This is a genomic window from Pseudomonas sp. COR18, assembly GCF_048568395.1.
GTDB classification, from domain to species: domain Bacteria; phylum Pseudomonadota; class Gammaproteobacteria; order Pseudomonadales; family Pseudomonadaceae; genus Aquipseudomonas; species Aquipseudomonas fuscovaginae_B.
Genome location: NZ_CP183808.1, coordinates 1144839 through 1163245, shown reverse-complemented (window position 1 = coordinate 1163245; position 18407 = coordinate 1144839). Strand labels below are relative to the sequence as shown.

Sequence of the window (18407 nt, the reverse complement as noted above, 5' to 3'; positions counted from 1 at the left end):
AGTGTCCGCCCCATTGTGATTTCCGGACCCCGCCATGACCGACGACGACCGTATCAAACTCGAACCCAGCTGGAAGCAGGCGCTGCGCGAAGAATTCGACAAGCCCTACATGGCCGAGTTGCGCGAGTTCCTGCGCCAGGAGCATGCCGCCGGCAAGCAGATCTATCCGCCAGGTCCGCTGATCTTCAACGCGCTGAACACCACGCCGCTGGATCAGGTCAAGGTGGTCATCCTCGGCCAGGACCCCTATCACGGCCCCGGCCAGGCCCATGGTCTGTGCTTCTCGGTGCAGCCGGGCGTGCCGACGCCGCCGTCGCTGGTGAACATCTACAAGGAGTTGCAGCGCGACCTGAACATCGACATCCCCAATCACGGCTACCTGCAGAGTTGGGCCGAGCAGGGCGTGTTGCTGCTCAACACCACCATGACCGTGGAGCGGGGCAATGCGGCGTCCCATGCCAACCGTGGCTGGCAGTTCTTTACCGATAGGATCATCGAGGTGGTCAGCGAGCGCCAGGACAAGCTGGTGTTCCTGCTGTGGGGTTCCCATGCCCAGAGCAAGCAGAAGCTGATCGACTCGACCAAGCACCTGGTGTTGAAGTCGGTGCATCCGTCGCCGCTGTCGGCCTATCGCGGCTTCCTCGGTTGCGGGCACTTCAGCCGGACCAACAAGTTCCTCGAACAGAACGGCCTGACGCCGATCCAGTGGGCCTTGCCACCGCTGTAACCTGGGTGCCGCGCTCCTGGGGCGCGGCGACTTCAGGCGGGTCTGTTCCAGTGGCGGAACAACGGCTCGGCCATGAACAGCACGAACAGCAATCGCATCACCTGCATGGCGGTCACCAGCGGGACCGACAGTTGCAGGGTCTCGGCGGTGAGGCTCATCTCGGCGATGCCGCCGGGCATCATGCCCAGGGTCAGCGAGCGCAGGTCGAGCTGGCTCAGCGCGCTCAGGGCCCAGGCCGACAGGCTGGCGATCAGCATGGTCAACGCCGTGCCGATCAGGGTGCGGCCCATGAATGATGGTGCCCGGCGGAAGAACTCACGATTGAAATGACAACCCAGGCCGCTGCCGATCAGCCATTGGCCGATCTGGCTGGCGCCGTTGGGCAGGCCGATGTGCAGGTCCCAGGCGATGCTCACCGTTGCGCTCACCAGCAAGGGGCCGAACAACCATGGATTGGGTTGGCGCAGTCGCTGCCAGAGCCAGGCGAGCAGGGCGCCGAGGGGAAACAGCACGGCCAGCCAGTGCCAATCGACGACACTGGAACCTTGAATCGTCACACCTTCACCCAGCAGATACTTGAACGCCGCCGGCACACACAGCACCACCACCAGCACCCGCAGGCTCTGGCCGGCGGCGACCCGGCTGAGTACCGCGCCGTTGCGCGCGCCGAGGTTGACCATCTCCCCGGAGCCGCCCGGCATACTGGAGAAGAACGCCGTGGCGCGGTCCTCACCGGTGCGCCGTAGCAGCCATACCCCGAGTACGCTGGACAGGCTGGTGACCAGCGCGCCGAACAGGATCAGGCCGAAATGCGCCAACACCTGTTCCATCACCTGCGGGGTGAAATGCAGGCCGATACCGATGCCGACCACCCACTGGCCGGTCTTGCGTCCACCGGGAATCTCCGTGAGCTGCCAGGGCGTCAGGCAGCGCACCAGAATGATCGCCAGCAGCGAGCCGACCATCCAGGGCAGTGGCCAGCCGACCTGGCTGGCGAGGTAGCCGCCAGCCAGGCCGACCAGCGGGGTTCCCCACCAGTGACGAAAAGCTCGATCAGGCATTGGCCAGGTCACGGCGCTGGGTGGAGCGCTTGCGCCAGATGCGCAGCAGCGGCATCGCCAGCATGATCACGGTCAGCACCCAGACCCCGATGCTGATCGGGCTGGCCCAGAGAATCTCCAATGCACCGTTGGAGATCGACAGCGCCCGGCGCAGGTTCGACTCCATCAGCCCACCGAGGATGAAGCCCAGCAGCACCGGCGACAGTGGGAAATCGAGCTTGCGCAGGATATAGCCGAAGATGCCGATGCCGATCATCAGGAACAGGTCGAAAGTGGTGGCGTGCACCGCGTAGACGCCGATCGCGGTAATGATCGCGATCACCGGCACCAGCGCCCAGTTCGGCACCGCGAGGATGCGGGTGAAGATACGGATCATCGGGATGTTGAGGATCACCAGCATGACGTTGGCGATGAACAGCGAGGCGATCAGGCCCCAGACGATGTCCGGCTGCTGTTCGAACAGCAGCGGGCCGGGGGTGATGTTGTACAGCGTCAGGGCGCCGATCATCACCGCGGTGGTGCCCGAACCGGGTACGCCGAGGGTCAGCATCGGCACCAGGGCACCGCAGGCCGAGGCGCCGATGGCGGTTTCCGGCGCGGCCAGGCCGCGCTTGTCGCCCTGGCCGAACTTGCCGCTGCTGCCGGCCAGGCGCTTTTCGGCCATGTAGGACACGGCACTGGCCAGGGTTGCCCCGGCGCCGGGCAGTACGCCCATGATGAAACCCAGCAGGCCGCAGCGGATGTTGACCACGAACACCGAGGCCGCTTCCTTGAGGTTGAACATCATCCGGCCGGTGGCTTTCACCGCTTCCTGGCCGTGGTGGGTTTTCTCCAGCAGCAGGAGGATCTCGCTGATGGAAAACAGGCCCAGCACCAGTACGACGAACTGGATGCCGTCGGTCAGGTGTACGTTATCGCCGGTGAAACGGTAGACGCCGCTGTTGGCGTCGATCCCGACACTCGACAGGAACAGCCCGATCAGCGCCGCGATGAAGGTCTTGAGCGGACGATCGCCAGCCATGCCACCGAGGCAGACGATGGCGAACACCATCAGTACGAAGTACTCCGCCGGACCGAAGGCGATCGCCCATTTCGCCAGCAGCGGGGCGAACAGCACCATGCCGCAGGTGGCGATGAAGGCGCCGATGAACGAACTCCAGGCCGACAGCGACAGGGCAACGCCCGCCAGGCCCTGGCGGGCCATCGGATAGCCGTCGAGGGTGGTCATCACCGTGGAGGCTTCGCCGGGAATGTTGAGCAGGATCGAGCTGATCCGCCCGCCGTACTCGCAGCCCAGGTAGACCGCCGCCAGCAGGATCAGCGCCGACTCCGGTGGCAGGCCGAGGGCGAAGGCGATCGGGATCAGCAGGGCGACGCCGTTGATCGGGCCGAGGCCGGGCAGCAGGCCGACGATGGTGCCGATCAGGGTGCCACTGAGGGCGGTGACCAGGTTGTAGGGGCTGAGCGCGACGCCGAAGCCCTGGCCCAGGTAGCTGAAAGTATCCATGTCAGTTCTCCAGAACGTCGAGCAGTCCAAGGGGCAGCGGTACATCCATGGCCTTGTCGAACAGCAGGTAGAGGCCAATGCTCATCAGGCTGATGATCACCGCGCTGGGCAGCCAGCGGCCGCCGTACAGGCGCGCCATCGGGATGCCGACGAGGATGCTGCTGAGAATGAAGCCCAGCGGTTCGAAGGTGCCGGCGAACACCAGCAGCAGGCCGACGCAGAGGGCGATCTTGGTCAGGGTTTCGCGATCCAGCGGCGGCTCGTCCTCGCTGTGCTTGAGTGGGGCCGGGCGAAACAGCATGTACAGCAGGGCCAGGCCCATCAGGCCGAGCATCAGCAGCGGGTAGGCGCGCGGCCCCACCGGTTCGTAGGAAAAGGCGGCCTGGTAAGGCCAGGCCATCAGCGCCAGGCCGGCACAGGCCAGCAGCAGCGCGAAGGCGAAGAGACGTTGCAAGAGCATGAGCGACTCCTGGGCCACGCCCCCGTCGCACGGGGTACGTGGCTGCGACTAGAGGGCGGTGGTCACTGGATCAGGCCGAATTCCTTGGCCAGCACCTTGTACTGGGCGACCTGCTTCTTCACGTAGGTGTCCAGCTCCGGGCCGGTCATGGCGAAGGGGAAGAGTTCGCGCTGGTCGCGCAGCTTGGCGAACTCGTCGGAGGCCAGCAGCTTGTCGAACGACTCTTTCCACCAGGCGTAGTCTTCATCGCTGACCTTCGGCCCGAGGTAGAAGCCGCGCACTACCGGCCAGACGATGTCGTAGCCCTGCTCGCGGGCGGTGGGGATATTCTTCATTTCCGGCTCGTCCAGGCGCTGTTCGGAGAACACCGCGAGCAGGCGCATGTCGCCGCTGAGGATGTGTGGCATGGAGTCGGAGATGTCGGTGCTGCCGACCTGGATATGTCCGCCGAGCAGGGCCGTGGCGATTTCGCCGCCGCCCTCGAGGGCTACGTAGCGCAGGTCGCGCGGGTTGATGCCGGCGGCCTTGGCGATCAGGGCGGTCTGCATCCAGTCCTGGCTGCCGACGGTGCCGCCGGAGCCGATCACCACGCTGCCGGGGTCTTTCTTCAGGGCCTTGACCAGGTCGTCGAGGCTCTTGTAAGGCGAGTCGCTTTTCACCGCGATGGCGCCGTAGCTGGTGCCGACGGCGGCCAGCCAGCGCACCGCGCTTTCATCGAAGCGGCCGAACTTGCCCTGGGCCAGGTTCAGCAGCGAGCCGCTGGACCAGGCTACCAGGGTACCGGCATCGGCCGGACGCTGGGCGACCACGGCGTTGTAGGCGACGGCACCCACTCCGCCGGGCATGTAGGTGACGCGCATCGGCTTGCTCAGCACTTTCTCGTTGACCAGGGCGCTTTGCGCCAGCTTGCAGGTCAGGTCGAAGCCACCACCAGGGGAGGCCGGGGCGATGCATTCCGGGCGCTTGGGTTCGGCGGCGAAGGTCTGGCCGGCCAGCAGGGCGAGGCTGGCGGCGAGGGCGAGTTTACGTAGCGACAGGTCCATTGTTCTCTCCAGGGGAGTTGTTGTTATGGGCATACGGTTTCCACGGGGCAATAGCGTGGCGTGCGAGCGGGCGCGCGCAGTCGTCAGCGTGTGGCGAGAGGTCGGTCGGGAGGAAGGGAACGAAAAAAACGGGCAGGCGGGAAAGCCTGAAGCTGTAGAGGCAGCATCGTGTCGGACTCCGTTATTGTTCTTGTTCTTGATGAAAACGCATCGTGGCGTTTTTCTCGGCATTGCCATTTTTCGGACAGCCGTGGGCTGTTGGCAGCGCTGGGCGCAACTGTCCGTGAAAAGACTGTAACGAGCGAACCTTTCACCAACCTTTCATCCGCCAGGGCCCGACAAACATGGGCCTGGCCGGCTAGCGGCGCTACGTTTATTGGGTAAACTCCGTGCTCGAAGGGCGTTTGGCCGCCCCAGTCAGAGGTGGAAAATTCATGCGTGTACTCTTGGTCGAAGATCATCTGCAGTTGGCCGAAAGTGTCGCCCAGGCGCTCAAGAGTACGGGGTTGACCGTGGATGTGCTGCATGACGGGGTGGCGGCGGACCTGGCCCTGGGCAGCGAGGACTACGCGGCGGCGATCCTCGATGTGGGCCTGCCGCGCATGGATGGTTTCGAAGTGCTGGCGCGGTTGCGCGCACGTGGCAAGAACCTTCCGGTGCTGATGCTGACCGCCCGCAGCGATGTGAAGGATCGGGTGCATGGCCTGAACCTGGGAGCCGACGACTACCTGGCCAAGCCCTTCGAACTCACGGAACTGGAGGCGCGGGTCAAGGCGCTGTTGCGCCGCAGCGTGCTGGGGGGCGAACGACAGCAGCGCTGCGGGGAACTGGTCTATGACCTCGATACCCGCCGTTTCACCCTCGGTGACCAGTTGCTGACCCTGACTTCCCGCGAGCAGGCGGTGCTCGAGGCCCTGGTCGCCCGCCCGGGCCGGGTGATGAGCAAGGAGCAACTGGCGTCCCAGGTGTTCGGCCTGGATGAGGAAGCCAGCGCCGATGCCATCGAGATCTACGTGCATCGCCTGCGCAAGAAACTCGATGGCCATGCGGTGGCCATTGTCACTTTCCGCGGCCTCGGCTACCTGCTGGAAGCCCGTGATGCATAAGCCGGGCAGCCTGCGTTGGCGCTTGTTGTGGAACCTCGCGCTGTTGCTGGTGGTGCTGATGCTCGCCAGTGGCTGGAGTGCCTACTGGAACGGCCGCGAGGCTGCCGACACTGCCTATGACCGAACCCTGCTGGCCTCGGCACGAACCATCGCCGCCGGGCTGTCGCAGCGCGACGGGACCCTCAGCGCCGATGTGCCCTATGTCGCCCTCGACACCTTCGCCTACGACAGTGCCGGACGGATCTACTACCAGGTCAACGACATTCACCAGCAACCGATTTCCGGCTACGAGAATCTCCCGCCGCCACCGCCCGGCACGCCGCGTACCGACGACTACCCGGCCCTGGCGCGGTTCTACGATGCCCAGTACCGCGGCCAGCCGGTACGGGTGGTGAGCCTGCTCAAGGCGGTCAGCGAGCCGAACATGAATGGCATGGCGGAAATCCGGGTGGCCGAGACCGATGAGGCCCGGGTCAACATGGCCCGTAGCCTGATGGCCGACACGTTGTTGCGCCTGGGCATGCTGGCGGGGGGCGCGCTGCTGCTGGTGTGGTTCGCCGTGAGTGCCGCGCTGCGCCCGCTGGAGCGCTTGCGTACGGCGGTGGAAGAGCGTCAGTCGGATGACCTGCGGCCCCTGCCGCTGGTCGAGGTGCAGCGCGAGTTATGGCCCCTGGTCCGTGCTCTCAACCATTTCACCGAGCGTCTGCGCCGGCAGTTCGAGCGCCAGGAACAGTTCATCGCCGATGCTGCCCATGAACTGCGTACTCCCCTGGCGGCCCTGAAGGCACGCCTGGAACTGGGGCTGCGGGCCTCGGATGCCAACACCTGGCGCAGTACCCTGGAAACGGCGGCCCAGGGCACCGATCGCCTGACCCATCTGGCCAATCAGTTGCTGTCGATGGCACGGGTAGAGAATGGCGCCCGGGCGATTGCCGAGGGCGGTGCGCAGTTGCTCGACCTGAGCCAGCTGGCCCGGGAGCTGGGCATGGCCATGGCACCCCTGGCCCATGCCCGAGGCGTGGCGCTGGCGCTGGAGGCGGATGAGCCGGTGTGGCTGCGTGGCGAACCGACCCTGCTCAATGAACTGCTGAGCAACCTGGTGGACAACGCCCTGGCCCATACCCCGGCCGGCGGCAACGTGATCCTGCGGGTCAGTGCTCCGGCGGTGCTGGAGGTGGAGGACGATGGGCCGGGTATTCCGCTGGAGGAGCGCGACCGGGTGTTCGAGCGCTTCTACCGGCGCAACCAGCAGGGCGTGGGGTCGGGACTGGGCCTGGCGATCGTCGGCGAGATCTGTCGGGCGCACCTGGCGCAGATCAGCCTGCATGATGGCGAACAGCGGGGGCTGAAGGTGCGGGTGAGTTTTATCGCCGGTTGAGTGGGTGCCTGCGGTGGCCCGTTTGCGGACTCATCCGCGAACGGAGCACCAAAAGGCCCTAGTTGAGCATCATCCGTGCATCATTGAGCTGTTCGACCCAGGCCACATTGTCCGGGGCCAGCCGCAGTTTCCGGAAGGCCGGCAGGCTGGTCGGGTCGATATGGGCAAAGGCCTGTGTCGTGCCCTGGTGGCAGAACACCGTGGCGATCTGCACCAGGTCCACATAGTCGGTGGTCGCGCTGTTCCGGCGCAGGTCCAGGTACTGGCCCGGCAACCTGACCAGCCGCTCCGGGAAGTCCCACACCCGCAGCAGCTTGTCGCCCAGCATCGGGTGGATGCTCTCGATCACATGGTCCAGGCTCAGCGGGTCGGCCAGCAGTTCGTAATGATCCTCGGCATAGGTGAGGATCGGCAGCACGCCGATCTGGTGCACCAGCCCGCCGAGCGCCGCCTGGTCCGGCTTGAGTTGGGTGAAATCGCGGCACAGTACGTAGCAGATACCGGCAATTTCCAGGCTTTTGCGCCAGACTTCACGCATCTTCTGTTCCACCACCTCGGAGCGGGCATGGAAGATCTGCTCCATCACCAGGCCGACCGCCAGGTTGCTGCTGTAGTTCACTCCCAGTCGGGTGATGGCGGTATACAGGTCGGTCACTTCGTGGCTGGCCCGCAGCAGTGGGCTGTTGACCACCTTGATCAGGCGCGCCGACAGCGCGGTGTCGACACCGATCACCTTGCTCAGGGTACTGACGCTGATCTCCGGATCCTCGGCCGCCTCGCGAATCTTCAGGGCGACCTCCGGCAGCGTGGGCAGAACCAGGTCATCGTTATCGATGGCCGCCACCAAGTCCTGTTGGACCTTTTCCGCCAGCTTGTTCATTCGTGCTCTCTACAGCGGTGCAGTTAACGCTGGATTTCGCGGTCGCGGTCCAGTTGATAGGGCAGATCCAGCAGTGTCAACAGCGGACCTTGCAGATCGCCCAGGTGGACCGTGCCTTCCTCGGCCGCTTCGGCCTGCAGGACGGCCAGCAGTTCGATGCTGTCCTCGGCCCTGGCCGCGATCACCACTTCGCCGACCGAGCTGTTGTGGGACGGTGAGAACAGCTCGCTGCCCGGTTGCGGCAGGTGTTCGCCGTCCAGCGCCAGGCGGTACAGGCGACGCTTGAGCTTGCCCAGGTACTGCATGCGCGCGACGATTTCCTGGCCGGTATAGCAGCCTTTCTTGAAACTGACGCCGCCAACGGCCTGCAGGTTGAGCATCTGCGGGATGAACAGTTCGCGGGTCTGTGGCATGACCTGGCCGATGCCGGCACGCACCTGGCCGAGCAGCCAGGTGTTGAGATCGGCCTCACGCAGTTGGCTGGCCAAGCGGGCACGCACGCTTTCGGCCTGCTGCGCCGGTGCCCAGAGTTCGCTGCGACCCGGCGACACACGCACGGCGATCAGGCCATCGGCACGCACTACGCTGTCGCTGTCGGCGGGCAATGGCAGGCCCAGGCCGGCCAGGCAGGTATCGGCTTCGCCGAGGCCGAAACGGACCCAGCCGGCGCTTTCGTCGGTGAGCCTGGCCTTGGAGAACACGGCGTACTTCTTCAGGTCCGCCAGTTGCGGCTCAAGCAGCTCGCCGGCCATGGCCAGCAAGGCTCCGTCACCTTCGAGCAGGATGCGGAAGCTCGATTGCATGCGGCCTTTTTGCGTGCAGCGCGCGCCGAGGCTGGCATGGCTGTCGCTGAGGTAATTGAGGTTGCAGGTCAACTGGCCTTGCAGGAACTTGCTGGCTTCGGCGCCGCGGACAGCGAGGACGCCTTCGTGGGACAGGGTGCAGAAAAAAGCGGAATCGGCCATGAGTCTTCGCAGCATGAAAAAGTCTGGTACACATCATAGAGGGGTGCCCTGGAAATGGATAGTTCGCAAAACGCCGGCTCATGCCGACCAAAGCCGACTGTGCGACGTCGATCAGGCCTGTATACTTGCGGCCAAATTCGAGGAGCGTTCCATGGTCGAAGATGTAGAACTCAATCGCCTCTATTGGCACAGCCGCCGCGGCATGCTGGAGCTGGACGTGCTGCTGGTACCGTTCGTCAAGGAGGTGTACCCGCATCTGAATGACGCCGACCGCGCGTGCTATCGCAATCTGCTCGAGTGCGAGGACCAGGACATGTTCGGCTGGTTCATGGAGCGTTCCGAGTCGCCGGATCCGGAACTGCAGCGCATGGTGCGCATGATCCTGGATCGTGTTCAGCCCAAGTAATCGCTTCGAATGCCGCTGGCGGGCTTCACGGCTGCTGCTGGCGGCGTATCTCGCGGCCCTCGGGTTCGCGCTGCTGTCGTTGTTCCTCCTGGATATTCCGCTCTGGGCAAGCCTGTCCGGGGCTTTCGCCTGCCTGTCGCACGCGGCCTGGGTGCTGCCGCGACAGATCCTGCTGAGCCATTCTGCGGCTTTTACCGGGCTGCGCCGGGACGAGCAGGGCTGGCAGTTGTGGAGCCGGGCCGGTGGCTGGCAGCCGGTGCGGTTGTGCCGCGACAGCCTGGCCTTGCCCTGGCTGGTGGTACTGCGCTTCCGCCAGCCTGGGAATTGGCTGCCGCGCTCGCTCTGCGTACCTCGCGACGCGCTGGCGCACGATGACCATCGGCGCCTGCGCGTACGGCTCAGGTTCAGCCGGCGTAGGTGGGCGGCACCAGGATAGTGTCTCGGGCCTCGGGCAACTGGCCCGGGTAGTCGAGGGTGTAGTGCAGGCCGCGGCTTTCCTTGCGTTCCATGGCCGAGCGGATCATCAATTCGGCCACCTGGGCCAGATTGCGCAGCTCGATCAGGTCGCGACTGACCTTGTAGTTGCTGTAGAACTCGTCGATCTCGTCCAGCAGCAGGCGCACCCGGTGCTGGGCCCGCTGCAGGCGCTTGTTGGTGCGTACGATGCCCACGTAGTCCCACATGAACCGCCGGAGCTCGTCCCAGTTGTGGGCAATGATCACGTCCTCGTCGGAGTCGGTCACCTGGCTGGCGTCCCAGGTCGGCAGGGCCGCTGGCTGGGCGACCTGCGGAAGTTCCCGGAGGATGTCGGCGGCGGCCGAGCGGGCATAGACGAAACATTCGAGCAGCGAGTTGCTGGCCATGCGGTTGGCGCCGTGCAGGCCGGTGAAGCTGGTTTCGCCGATCGCATACAGGCCGGGAACGTCGGTGCGGCCCTGCTGGTCGACGAGGATGCCGCCACAGGTGTAGTGCGCGGCGGGCACTACCGGGATCGGCTGGCGGGTGATGTCGATGGAGAACGCCAGGCAGCGCTCGTACACCGTCGGGAAGTGCGCCTTGATGAAGGCTTCGGGCTTGTGGCTGATGTCCAGGTAGACGCAGTCGATACCCAGGCGCTTCATCTCGTGGTCGATGGCCCGGGCGACGATATCCCGTGGCGCAAGCTCCGCCCTGGGGTCGAAGCGAGGCATGAAGCGTTCGCCATTGGGCAGCTTGAGGTGCGCACCTTCGCCGCGCAGGGCCTCGGTGATCAGGAAGCTCTTGGCCTGGGGGTGATACAGGCAGGTGGGGTGGAACTGGTTGAACTCCAGGTTCGCCACCCGGCAGCCCGAGCGCCATGCCATGGCGATACCGTCGCCACAGGCGCCGTCGGGGTTGCTGGTATAGAGGTAGACCTTGGCCGCGCCGCCCGAGGCCAGAATGGTGAAGCGTGCACCGTAGGTATCGACCTCGCCGGTGCCGCGATCGAGCACGTAGGCTCCCAGGCAACGCTCGCCGTCCAGGCCCAGGCGTTTCTCGGTGATCAGGTCGACGGCCACGCGCTGTTCCAGCAGTTCGATGTTCGGACGCTGGCGGGCCTGTTCCAGCAAGGTCCTGAAGATCGCCGCGCCGGTGGCGTCGGCGGCATGGATGATGCGCCGATGGCTGTGGCCGCCCTCGCGGGTCAGGTGGAACTCGAAACCGCCATCATCGACATTGGCCTCTTCATCGCGGGTGAACGGCACTCCCTGGTCGATCAGCCATTGAATGGCCTCGCGGCTGTGCTCGACGGTGAAACGCACCGCGTCCTCATGGCACAGGCCGCCGCCGGCGTTGAGGGTATCCTCGACATGGGATTGCACCGTGTCGGTATCGTCCAGTACCGCCGCGACCCCTCCCTGGGCCCAGAAGGTCGAACCGTTGGCCAGGTCGCCCTTGCTCAGCACGGCGATGCGCAGATGGCCCGGCAGGGTCAGCGCCAGGCTCAGGCCGGCGGCACCGCTGCCAATCACCAGCACATCGTGTTGAAAATGTTGGCTCATCTCAATCAATCCGAAAATAAGCACCGGGTCAACGGTGCGTTGGGCCCGGTCAAGTCAGGGCTCGGAACTCGCCACACGGCCCACTGGTAACTGCTGGGGGGATCGGCACAATAGCCGGGCCTTCGTGGCATTGTGAAATTACTGCGGGCGGGAAGTGTGCGCCACTCCGGGCTCTCGTGCATATGGTTTTGCACGGTAAGACGATGATTTTTCGGCTATAACGAGGCTCATGCCGCCTTTGCCCGAGGGAACGGCACAATGCTATTACTTGCTGGGGTGTCCGGGAACTTTTAAGACGCCCCGGGCTCCATAGGCAGGTGCCAGAGAGAAGGGGACAGCGTCGGTTGTCTGCGTAGCCTGACGAAGGATACGCCAGCGGATTCGACGACAAGATCATTCACGCAGCCGGCCAGGGCCGTGCTGCGTTTTTCGTGTGGGCCCGTTTGAAGGGTCGCAGGAAACTTGCTTGAAGGGGGAGAACTTTTGCCGACAGTCCGAGTCTATGTTTGCAAGCCTGATCGATTAGCAATGGCAGCCTCCTTCAAGTCCAATGAGGAGCATTCATGCTAACCCAGGAAGAGGATCAGCAGCTGGTCGAACGCGTGCAACGCGGCGATCGGCGGGCTTTCGATCTGCTAGTGCTGAAATACCAGCACAAAATTCTCGGGTTGATCGTGCGCTTTGTGCACGACACCCATGAAGCCCAGGATGTGGCACAGGAAGCGTTTATCAAAGCCTACCGTGCGCTGGGAAATTTTCGCGGTGACAGTGCGTTCTATACCTGGCTGTACCGCATCGCCATCAACACGGCGAAAAACTATCTGGTGTCCCGCGGTCGCAGGCCTCCAGACAGCGATGTGAGTTCCGAAGATGCCGAGTTCTACGATGGCGATCATGGCCTCAAGGATCTCGAATCGCCGGAGCGCGCGTTGCTCCGGGATGAGATCGAAGGCACCGTCCATCGAACCATTCAGCAACTGCCGGAAGATTTGCGTACAGCGTTAACTTTACGTGAATTCGACGGTCTGAGTTATGAGGACATTGCAGCCGTCATGCAATGTCCGGTGGGCACCGTGCGCTCCCGGATTTTCCGCGCTCGGGAGGCCATCGATAAAGCCCTGCAACCGTTGTTGCAGGAAACCTGAGACAGCGGCGACAGCCAAGAGAGGAACCGTCATGAGTCGTGAAGCCCTGCAGGAATCGCTGTCCGCGGTGATGGATAACGAAGCGGACGAATTGGAATTGCGTCGAGTGCTCAATGCCCTCGACGATGCCGACACTCGTGCCACCTGGTCGCGTTATCAGGTTGCCCGGGCTGTGATGCACAAGGATCTGTTGGACCCGCGCCTGGATATCGCATCGGCTGTATCGGCGGCGCTGGCTGGCGAAGATGTGCCAGCCAGGAACACCCGTGGTCCGTGGCGCACCCTCGGTCGCCTGGCGGTGGCCGCTTCGGTGACCATGGCGGTGCTGGCCGGCGTGCGGTTCTACAACCAGGACGAGATTGCCGGCGCCCAACTGGCCCAGCAATCCAATCAGCCGGGTCTGGCCGCGCCAACGGCGAAGGGCCCTGCGGTATTGGCCGGCTATACTGAAGGCTCCGAGCCTACCGGGCCGATGGCCAACGGTGTGCTGCAACAAGGCCAGGCCGGTTGGGACCAGCGTCTGCCAGGCTACCTGCGCCAGCATGCCCAGCAAGCTGCCCTGAAAGGCACCGAGAGCGCGCTGCCCTACGCACGTGCAGCCAGCCTGGAAACCGCCAAGTAAGGAGGATCATGCGCGTACTACCTCTTTTCACGCTGGCCCTGGCCGGTGGATTCGCTCTCGCCGCCCAGGCCGACGAAGCCCAGGACTGGCTGAGCCGTCTTGGGCAAGCCGAGCAGCAGCAAAGCTTCCAGGGCACCTTCGTCTACGAACGCAATGGCAGTTTCTCGACCCACAGTATCTGGCATCTGGTCCAGAACGGTCAGGTTCGCGAACGCCTGCTGCAGCTCGATGGGTCGGCACAAGAGGTGGTACGGGTCGATGGACGCACCGAATGCGTCAGCGGCACGTTGGTAGCGGGGCTCGGCCAATCGCCTGATGCCCACGCCCGCGCGCTTGATCCACAGAAACTCAAGTCCTGGTATGACCTCGCGATCGTGGGCAAGTCCCGCGTCGCCGGTCGCCCTGCGGTGATCGTCTCCCTGACGCCTCGCGATCAGCATCGCTATGGCTTCGAACTGCATCTGGACCGCCAGACCGGCTTGCCCCTGAAGTCTTTGCTGATCAACGACAAGGGCCAGTTGCTCGAACGCTTCCAGTTCACCGAACTCAATACCACCGATATCCCTCAGGACAGCCAATTGCAGGGCGGTGCCGAATGCAAGCCGGTGACCCAGGCCGGCAACCAGGCCCAGGCCAGCAAGGTGGCCCAGCAATGGCATTCCGATTGGCTACCGCCGGGTTTCGAGCTGGTGAACAGTTCGGCGCGTGTCGATCCGCAGACCAAAACCCAGGTCAGCAGCCTGATGTATGACGATGGCCTGGCGCGATTCTCGGTGTTCCTCGAGCCCCTCCACGGCGCCAACATCGCCGATACCCGCACCCAGCTCGGCCCGACCGTTGCCGTCTCTCGGCGCCTGACCACGCCGACCGGGGAGATCATGGTTACGGTAGTCGGCGAAATTCCCATCGGGACCGCCGAACGTATCGCCCTGTCGATGCGCACCGGCGATGCGCAGGCTGCCCGGCAGTGAGAGACTGAACCATGACGTCTGTCGCCTCGATCCTGCGCCCACCTGCACGCTGTCTGGCAGCGGGATCGAGATGCCGAAATGTCTGGTGATCATTTTCCCTTGCAAACCAATCTGAATTTTCCTATAGGTCAGGACCCTCTCGGCCCTGGCCTTGTTTGTTGTTCCCGGTCCGTAATCCAGGCTTAATCGTCTTTGGGTTTTATGGTACCTGTCGCTTAACCATGCTCGTTATTCACGGGAGCCGTATGTCGATACCAAGCTTGAAATCCTATCTGTCCATTTTCGCCACGGTCCTGCTTCTTGGGCAGGCGGTGGCGGCCCAGGCCGCGGAGCTGCCCGATTTCACCCAGTTGGTGGAGCAGGCCTCGCCGGCGGTGGTGAACATCAGTACCACCCAGAAGCTGCCGGACCGCAAGGTTTCGGATATCCAGGGGCTGGAAGGCCTGCCTCCGGAGATCCAGCAGTTCTTCCGCGGCTTCCCGCAACCGCGCGGCCCGAAAGGGGGCGGCGGCGGTCGGCAGCGTGAAGCCCAGTCACTGGGCTCGGGGTTCATCATTTCCAATGACGGCTATATCCTGACCAACAACCACGTGGTCGCCGATGCGGACGAGATCCTCGTGCGCCTGGCCGACCGTAGCGAGCTCAAGGCCAAGCTGGTCGGCACCGATCCGCGTTCCGACGTGGCCCTGCTGAAGATCGACGGCAAGAACCTGCCGACCCTCAAGCTCGGCAAGTCCAAGGACCTGAAACCTGGCCAGTGGGTCGTCGCCATCGGTTCGCCGTTCGGCTTCGACCACACCGTGACCCAGGGTATCGTCAGCGCCGTGGGCCGCAGCCTGCCGAACGAGAACTATGTACCGTTCATCCAGACCGACGTGCCGATCAACCCGGGCAACTCCGGTGGTCCGCTGTTCAACCTCAACGGTGAAGTGGTCGGTATCAACTCGCAGATCTATACCCGTTCCGGTGGCTTCATGGGCGTCTCCTTCGCCATCCCGATCGACGTGGCCATGGACGTTTCCAACCAGTTGAAAGCCGGTGGCAAGGTCAGCCGGGGCTGGCTGGGCGTGGTCATCCAGGAGGTCAACAAGGACCTGGCCGAATCGTTCGGCCTGGACAAGCCGGCCGGTGCCCTGGTCGCCCAGGTTCAGGATGACGGCCCGGCGGCCAAGGGTGGTCTGCAGGTGGGTGACGTGATCCTCAGCATGAACGGCCAGCCTATCGAGATGTCCGCCGACCTGCCGCACCTGGTCGGTGCGCTGAAGGCGGGCGAGAAGGCCAAGCTGGAAGTGGTTCGTGAAGGCCAGCGCAAGACCATCGAGTTGACCGTCGGGGCAATTCCGGACGAAGGCAAGGAAATGGACAGCGGCAAGTCGGCCGGTGCCGAGCGCAGCAGCAACCGTCTGGGCGTTTCCGTTTCCGACCTGAGCGATGAGCAGAAGAAGGCCAACGACCTGGTCAAGGGCGGCGTGGTCATCAAGGAAGTCCAGGATGGTCCTGCGGCGCTGATCGGCCTGCAGCCGGGCGATGTGATCACTCACCTGAACAACCAGGCGATCACCGATGCCAAGCAGTTCACCGAAATTGCCAAGGCCCTGCCGAAGAATCGTTCGGTGTCGATGCGTGTCCTGCGTCAGGGACGTGCGAGCTTCATCACCTTCAAGCTGGCCGAGTAAACCAGCCGGTTGGTGACTGGATGTAGAAAAGCCCGCCTTGAAATGAGGCGGGCTTTTTCATGGGCGGGCGGAAAACCTCAGCGCTGCTTGGGGATGCGTACCAGCCGACTGTCGGAATAGATGTCGTGCCAGCTGCGTTTCTGCTTGTCCAGCAGTACCCAGATGAAGCCCAGGCCAGCGAAGAGCATGGAAACGATAGCGATGAGAAAGCGCAGCAGGGCCTGCCAGAGGCTGATGGCAGAACCATCTGCGTTCTGTACGCGAATGCCCCACACCTGCATGCCCAGGGTCTGGCCCTTGTAGGTCCAGAATTTGGCGAAGAAGCCGAACAGTACGCAGAACACCACGGTCGAGAACAAGGGGTCGCCGTCCAGGGCGCCGGAGTCGGCCAGGGTCTTGAGGCGCTGCTCGCCGATGATTGCCATCTGCGCCAGCTTGTAGATGAAGCCGGTCACGATCAGCAGGGCGGTGCACAGCAGGGCGTCATAGAACATCGCTGCCAGGCGACGGCCCAGGCCGGCGGCGGGGAAGTCACCCTGTGGGCTTAATACGTGCTTCGTCATGGGGGGCTTTCTCTCGAGGAAAAGGCCATTTTACGAAGCTACCCCCATAAAACCAGACCTGCAGCGGTTGATGCACAAACCGCACACATAAAAAAGCCCCTGATGTCACCATCAGGGGCTTTCAGGCGTGAAAACCGAACTCAGTTTTCTGCGATGACTTCGTCAGCCTGCAGGCCTTTCTGGCCCTGTACTGCGATGAAGGTCACTTTCTGGCCTTCTTTCAGGCTCTTGAAGCCGCTGCCCTGAATGGCGCGGAAGTGGACGAACAGATCCGGACCGCTCTCAGGAGTGATAAAACCAAAACCCTTTTCGTCGTTAAACCACTTGACGGTACCGCTCTTACGTTCGGACATTTCTTATTTCCTTTGACGCTAAAAATTAATGACAGCCCCTTTCGCAGGAAAGAGTACTGGGCTGGGTTGCAGGAAAGTAAGAGACGTCGAACGGGTTGTAGCGAACTTAAAGCTACTGCCCAGGTCACGATTCCAAGCGACCCATGCAAACACAGTAGGGAAACTCTACGCCAACTGTGGGAGAAAAAACAAGCCCCCGTCCATCCCGCGATTTGAGGCCGTTTGCCGCAGTTTTCGCGGGCTCTGGCGGGGAGATCCCTGACATTCAAATATTCACTTGTGTTCGAGCGTTATAAGGCAAGTTCACTTGTGAATATATGCACTGGTTTGTGGCGCTGACGTTACAAACCAGTGCACAGTTTCATTACCTTTAGTTGTTACTGTTGGTATCAACCGCGATAGTAACGTTGCGCGACAAACGGCATTTTGCTGACTTTCAGCGGGATGCGCTTGCCCCGTACGATGGCCCAGACCTGGCTATCCAGGGCGCAGTGGGCGCTGTCCACGTAGCCCATGGCCAGCGGGGCGCCAAGGGTCGGGCCGAAGCCGCCGCTACACACGGTGCCGATCACGGTACCGGCTTCGTCGACGATTTGCGCACCTTCGCGTACGGGAGTCCGCTCCTGGGGCAGCAGGCCAACACGCTTGCGCTGCACCCCCTGTTGCTGTTGGGCGAAGACCTGCTCGGCGCCGGGGAAGCCGCCGGCACGGGCGCCATCGGCACGCCGGGCCTTGGAGATGGCCCAGAGCAGACTGGCCTCGACCGGCGTGATCTGCTCGTTCATGTCGTGCCCGTAGAGGCACAGGCCGGCTTCCAGGCGCAGCGAATCGCGGGCGCCCAGGCCGATCGCCTCGACCTCGGTCTCGGCCAGCAGGCTGCGGGCCAGGCACTCGGCGCTGGCCGCCGGCACGGAAATCTCGAAGCCATCCTCACCGGTGTAGCCGGAGCGGCTGACGTAGCAGTCGACACCCAGCAGGCGCAATGGGGTGAACTGCATGAAGGTCATCCGGGTTACTTCCGGTGCCAGGCGCGCCAGCACGGTAACGGCGGCGGGACCTTGCAGGGCGAGCAGGGCGCGCTCCTCGAACAGCGGCTGCACCTCGCACAGATGCCCCAGGTGCTTGCGCAGGTGGGCCAGGTCCTGTTCCTTGCAGGCAGCGTTGACCACCAGGAACAACTCGTCGTTGCCCAGGTTGGCGACCATCAGGTCGTCGAGGATGCCGCCGTTTTCGTTGGTGAACATCGCATAGCGCTGCATGCCCACCGGCAGGTCGACGATATCCACCGGCACCAGGCTTTCCAGGGCCTTGGCGGCCCCGGCGCCGACCAGGCGGATCTGGCCCATGTGCGAGACATCGAACAACCCGGCCTGGTCACGGGTGTGCTGGTGTTCCTTGAGGACGCCCAGCGGGTACTGCACCGGCATTTCATAGCCGGCGAACGGCACCATGCGTGCCCCGAGTTGCAGGTGCAGGGCGTGCAGCGGGGTTTTCAGCAGGTTTTCGGTGGACATCTTCAACTC

Annotated in this window: 19 protein-coding genes; 9 read left to right on the top strand and 10 right to left on the bottom strand. The window is 63.6% G+C overall.

The features are described 5' to 3' along the window. Positions 1 to 34 precede the first annotated feature (34 nt). Positions 35 to 727 carry a uracil-DNA glycosylase gene (gene ung / locus ACM62G_RS05485; RefSeq protein WP_054061059.1) on the top strand — a complete coding sequence of 231 codons (693 nt, stop codon included), beginning with the start codon at positions 35 to 37 and terminating at the stop codon, positions 725 to 727. Between the two features lie 32 nt (positions 728 to 759). Here the strand turns inward: ung and ACM62G_RS05480 are convergent, their stop codons facing one another. The 4 genes from ACM62G_RS05480 to ACM62G_RS05465 all read right to left on the bottom strand — a co-directional run bounded on the left by ACM62G_RS05480 (position 760) and on the right by ACM62G_RS05465 (position 4798). Continuing rightward, positions 760 to 1788 (bottom strand): AbrB family transcriptional regulator, encoded by a 1029-nt coding sequence (locus ACM62G_RS05480; RefSeq protein ID WP_419736819.1) that lies wholly within the window; start codon positions 1786 to 1788, stop codon positions 760 to 762. Further along, positions 1781 to 3295, bottom strand: a complete 1515-nt coding sequence (locus ACM62G_RS05475) for a tripartite tricarboxylate transporter permease (protein WP_054061057.1) — start codon at positions 3293 to 3295, stop codon at positions 1781 to 1783. Before ACM62G_RS05475 ends, ACM62G_RS05480 begins: the two co-directional genes overlap by 8 nt. A gap of 1 nt (position 3296) precedes the next feature. Next, entirely contained in the window at positions 3297 to 3755 is a 459-nt protein-coding gene (locus ACM62G_RS05470) for a tripartite tricarboxylate transporter TctB family protein (protein ID WP_054061056.1), read from the bottom strand. 62 nt (positions 3756 to 3817) lie between these two features. After that, positions 3818 to 4798 carry a Bug family tripartite tricarboxylate transporter substrate binding protein gene (locus tag ACM62G_RS05465; RefSeq protein ID WP_054061055.1) on the bottom strand — a complete coding sequence of 327 codons (981 nt, stop codon included), beginning with the start codon at positions 4796 to 4798 and terminating at the stop codon, positions 3818 to 3820. A 434-nt stretch (positions 4799 to 5232) separates the two neighbouring features. On the opposite strand from ACM62G_RS05465, the gene ACM62G_RS05460 reads away from it, so the two are divergent. Continuing rightward, complete coding sequence (locus tag ACM62G_RS05460; RefSeq protein ID WP_017906220.1) at positions 5233 to 5904, top strand: response regulator; 672 nt, start codon at positions 5233 to 5235, stop codon at positions 5902 to 5904. After that, complete coding sequence (locus ACM62G_RS05455; RefSeq protein ID WP_054061054.1) at positions 5897 to 7282, top strand: sensor histidine kinase; 1386 nt, start codon at positions 5897 to 5899, stop codon at positions 7280 to 7282. Before ACM62G_RS05460 ends, ACM62G_RS05455 begins: the two co-directional genes overlap by 8 nt. Positions 7283 to 7340: 58 nt before the next feature. Here ACM62G_RS05455 and ACM62G_RS05450 read toward each other — a convergent pair whose 3' ends face one another. Further along, positions 7341 to 8162: an HDOD domain-containing protein gene (locus tag ACM62G_RS05450; protein WP_273819466.1), complete on the bottom strand. Its 822-nt coding sequence runs from the start codon at positions 8160 to 8162 to the stop codon at positions 7341 to 7343. Positions 8163 to 8185: 23 nt separating this feature from the next. Further along, positions 8186 to 9127 carry a YgfZ/GcvT domain-containing protein gene (locus ACM62G_RS05445; protein WP_419736818.1) on the bottom strand — a complete coding sequence of 314 codons (942 nt, stop codon included), beginning with the start codon at positions 9125 to 9127 and terminating at the stop codon, positions 8186 to 8188. 151 nt (positions 9128 to 9278) lie between these two features. Here ACM62G_RS05445 and ACM62G_RS05440 point away from each other — a divergent pair, with 151 nt between their 5' ends. Beyond that, positions 9279 to 9533: a succinate dehydrogenase assembly factor 2 gene (locus ACM62G_RS05440; RefSeq protein WP_054061051.1), complete on the top strand. Its 255-nt coding sequence runs from the start codon at positions 9279 to 9281 to the stop codon at positions 9531 to 9533. Then, positions 9517 to 9969: a protein YgfX gene (locus ACM62G_RS05435; RefSeq protein WP_419736817.1), complete on the top strand. Its 453-nt coding sequence runs from the start codon at positions 9517 to 9519 to the stop codon at positions 9967 to 9969. Before ACM62G_RS05440 ends, ACM62G_RS05435 begins: the two co-directional genes overlap by 17 nt. Here ACM62G_RS05435 and nadB read toward each other — a convergent pair. Continuing rightward, positions 9938 to 11554, bottom strand: coding sequence for an L-aspartate oxidase (gene nadB / locus ACM62G_RS05430; RefSeq protein WP_419736816.1), 1617 nt, complete (start codon positions 11552 to 11554; stop codon positions 9938 to 9940). The two genes, ACM62G_RS05435 and nadB, sit on opposite strands and share 32 nt — an antisense overlap. Positions 11555 to 12117: 563 nt before the next feature. Between nadB and rpoE the strand changes: the two genes are divergently transcribed. From rpoE to ACM62G_RS05410, 4 genes are all read left to right on the top strand, one after another. Then, positions 12118 to 12699: an RNA polymerase sigma factor RpoE gene (gene rpoE, locus ACM62G_RS05425; RefSeq protein WP_010452874.1), complete on the top strand. Its 582-nt coding sequence runs from the start codon at positions 12118 to 12120 to the stop codon at positions 12697 to 12699. Between the two features lie 31 nt (positions 12700 to 12730). Continuing rightward, on the top strand, positions 12731 to 13321 hold the full coding sequence (locus ACM62G_RS05420) for a sigma-E factor negative regulatory protein (RefSeq protein ID WP_017906213.1): 591 nt from the start codon (positions 12731 to 12733) through the stop codon (positions 13319 to 13321). 8 nt (positions 13322 to 13329) lie between these two features. Further along, positions 13330 to 14292 (top strand): MucB/RseB C-terminal domain-containing protein, encoded by a 963-nt coding sequence (locus ACM62G_RS05415; protein ID WP_419736815.1) that lies wholly within the window; start codon positions 13330 to 13332, stop codon positions 14290 to 14292. Positions 14293 to 14537: 245 nt separating this feature from the next. Continuing rightward, a complete protein-coding gene (locus tag ACM62G_RS05410; protein WP_419736814.1) occupies positions 14538 to 15968 on the top strand; it encodes a DegQ family serine endoprotease in 1431 nt (476 codons plus the stop codon). A gap of 77 nt (positions 15969 to 16045) precedes the next feature. Here ACM62G_RS05410 and ACM62G_RS05405 read toward each other — a convergent pair whose 3' ends face one another. The 3 genes from ACM62G_RS05405 to gcvT all read right to left on the bottom strand — a co-directional run bounded on the left by ACM62G_RS05405 (position 16046) and on the right by gcvT (position 18398). Then, positions 16046 to 16531 carry an RDD family protein gene (locus tag ACM62G_RS05405; RefSeq protein WP_054061045.1) on the bottom strand — a complete coding sequence of 162 codons (486 nt, stop codon included), beginning with the start codon at positions 16529 to 16531 and terminating at the stop codon, positions 16046 to 16048. Positions 16532 to 16671: 140 nt separating this feature from the next. Next, positions 16672 to 16884 carry a cold-shock protein gene (locus ACM62G_RS05400; RefSeq protein WP_017906209.1) on the bottom strand — a complete coding sequence of 71 codons (213 nt, stop codon included), beginning with the start codon at positions 16882 to 16884 and terminating at the stop codon, positions 16672 to 16674. A gap of 389 nt (positions 16885 to 17273) precedes the next feature. Then, positions 17274 to 18398: a glycine cleavage system aminomethyltransferase GcvT gene (gcvT, locus tag ACM62G_RS05395; RefSeq protein ID WP_273819473.1), complete on the bottom strand. Its 1125-nt coding sequence runs from the start codon at positions 18396 to 18398 to the stop codon at positions 17274 to 17276. Between the last annotated feature and the right edge of the window lie 9 nt (positions 18399 to 18407).

Excerpts from the sequence above, each read along its gene's own strand:
- ung (WP_054061059.1), top strand. The coding sequence starts at position 35 with ATGACCGACGACGACCGTATCAAACTCGAACCCAGCTGGAAGCAGGCG.
- ACM62G_RS05480 (WP_419736819.1), bottom strand. The coding sequence starts at position 1,788 with ATGCCTGATCGAGCTTTTCGTCACTGGTGGGGAACCCCGCTGGTCGGC.
- ACM62G_RS05475 (WP_054061057.1), bottom strand. The coding sequence starts at position 3,295 with ATGGATACTTTCAGCTACCTGGGCCAGGGCTTCGGCGTCGCGCTCAGC.
- ACM62G_RS05470 (WP_054061056.1), bottom strand. The coding sequence starts at position 3,755 with ATGCTCTTGCAACGTCTCTTCGCCTTCGCGCTGCTGCTGGCCTGTGCC.
- ACM62G_RS05465 (WP_054061055.1), bottom strand. The coding sequence starts at position 4,798 with ATGGACCTGTCGCTACGTAAACTCGCCCTCGCCGCCAGCCTCGCCCTG.
- ACM62G_RS05460 (WP_017906220.1), top strand. The coding sequence starts at position 5,233 with ATGCGTGTACTCTTGGTCGAAGATCATCTGCAGTTGGCCGAAAGTGTC.
- ACM62G_RS05455 (WP_054061054.1), top strand. The coding sequence starts at position 5,897 with ATGCATAAGCCGGGCAGCCTGCGTTGGCGCTTGTTGTGGAACCTCGCG.
- ACM62G_RS05450 (WP_273819466.1), bottom strand. The coding sequence starts at position 8,162 with ATGAACAAGCTGGCGGAAAAGGTCCAACAGGACTTGGTGGCGGCCATC.
- ACM62G_RS05445 (WP_419736818.1), bottom strand. The coding sequence starts at position 9,127 with ATGGCCGATTCCGCTTTTTTCTGCACCCTGTCCCACGAAGGCGTCCTC.
- ACM62G_RS05440 (WP_054061051.1), top strand. The coding sequence starts at position 9,279 with ATGGTCGAAGATGTAGAACTCAATCGCCTCTATTGGCACAGCCGCCGC.
- nadB (WP_419736816.1), bottom strand. The coding sequence starts at position 11,554 with ATGAGCCAACATTTTCAACACGATGTGCTGGTGATTGGCAGCGGTGCC.
- rpoE (WP_010452874.1), top strand. The coding sequence starts at position 12,118 with ATGCTAACCCAGGAAGAGGATCAGCAGCTGGTCGAACGCGTGCAACGC.
- ACM62G_RS05420 (WP_017906213.1), top strand. The coding sequence starts at position 12,731 with ATGAGTCGTGAAGCCCTGCAGGAATCGCTGTCCGCGGTGATGGATAAC.
- ACM62G_RS05415 (WP_419736815.1), top strand. The coding sequence starts at position 13,330 with ATGCGCGTACTACCTCTTTTCACGCTGGCCCTGGCCGGTGGATTCGCT.
- ACM62G_RS05410 (WP_419736814.1), top strand. The coding sequence starts at position 14,538 with ATGTCGATACCAAGCTTGAAATCCTATCTGTCCATTTTCGCCACGGTC.
- ACM62G_RS05405 (WP_054061045.1), bottom strand. The coding sequence starts at position 16,531 with ATGACGAAGCACGTATTAAGCCCACAGGGTGACTTCCCCGCCGCCGGC.
- ACM62G_RS05400 (WP_017906209.1), bottom strand. The coding sequence starts at position 16,884 with ATGTCCGAACGTAAGAGCGGTACCGTCAAGTGGTTTAACGACGAAAAG.
- gcvT (WP_273819473.1), bottom strand. The coding sequence starts at position 18,398 with ATGTCCACCGAAAACCTGCTGAAAACCCCGCTGCACGCCCTGCACCTG.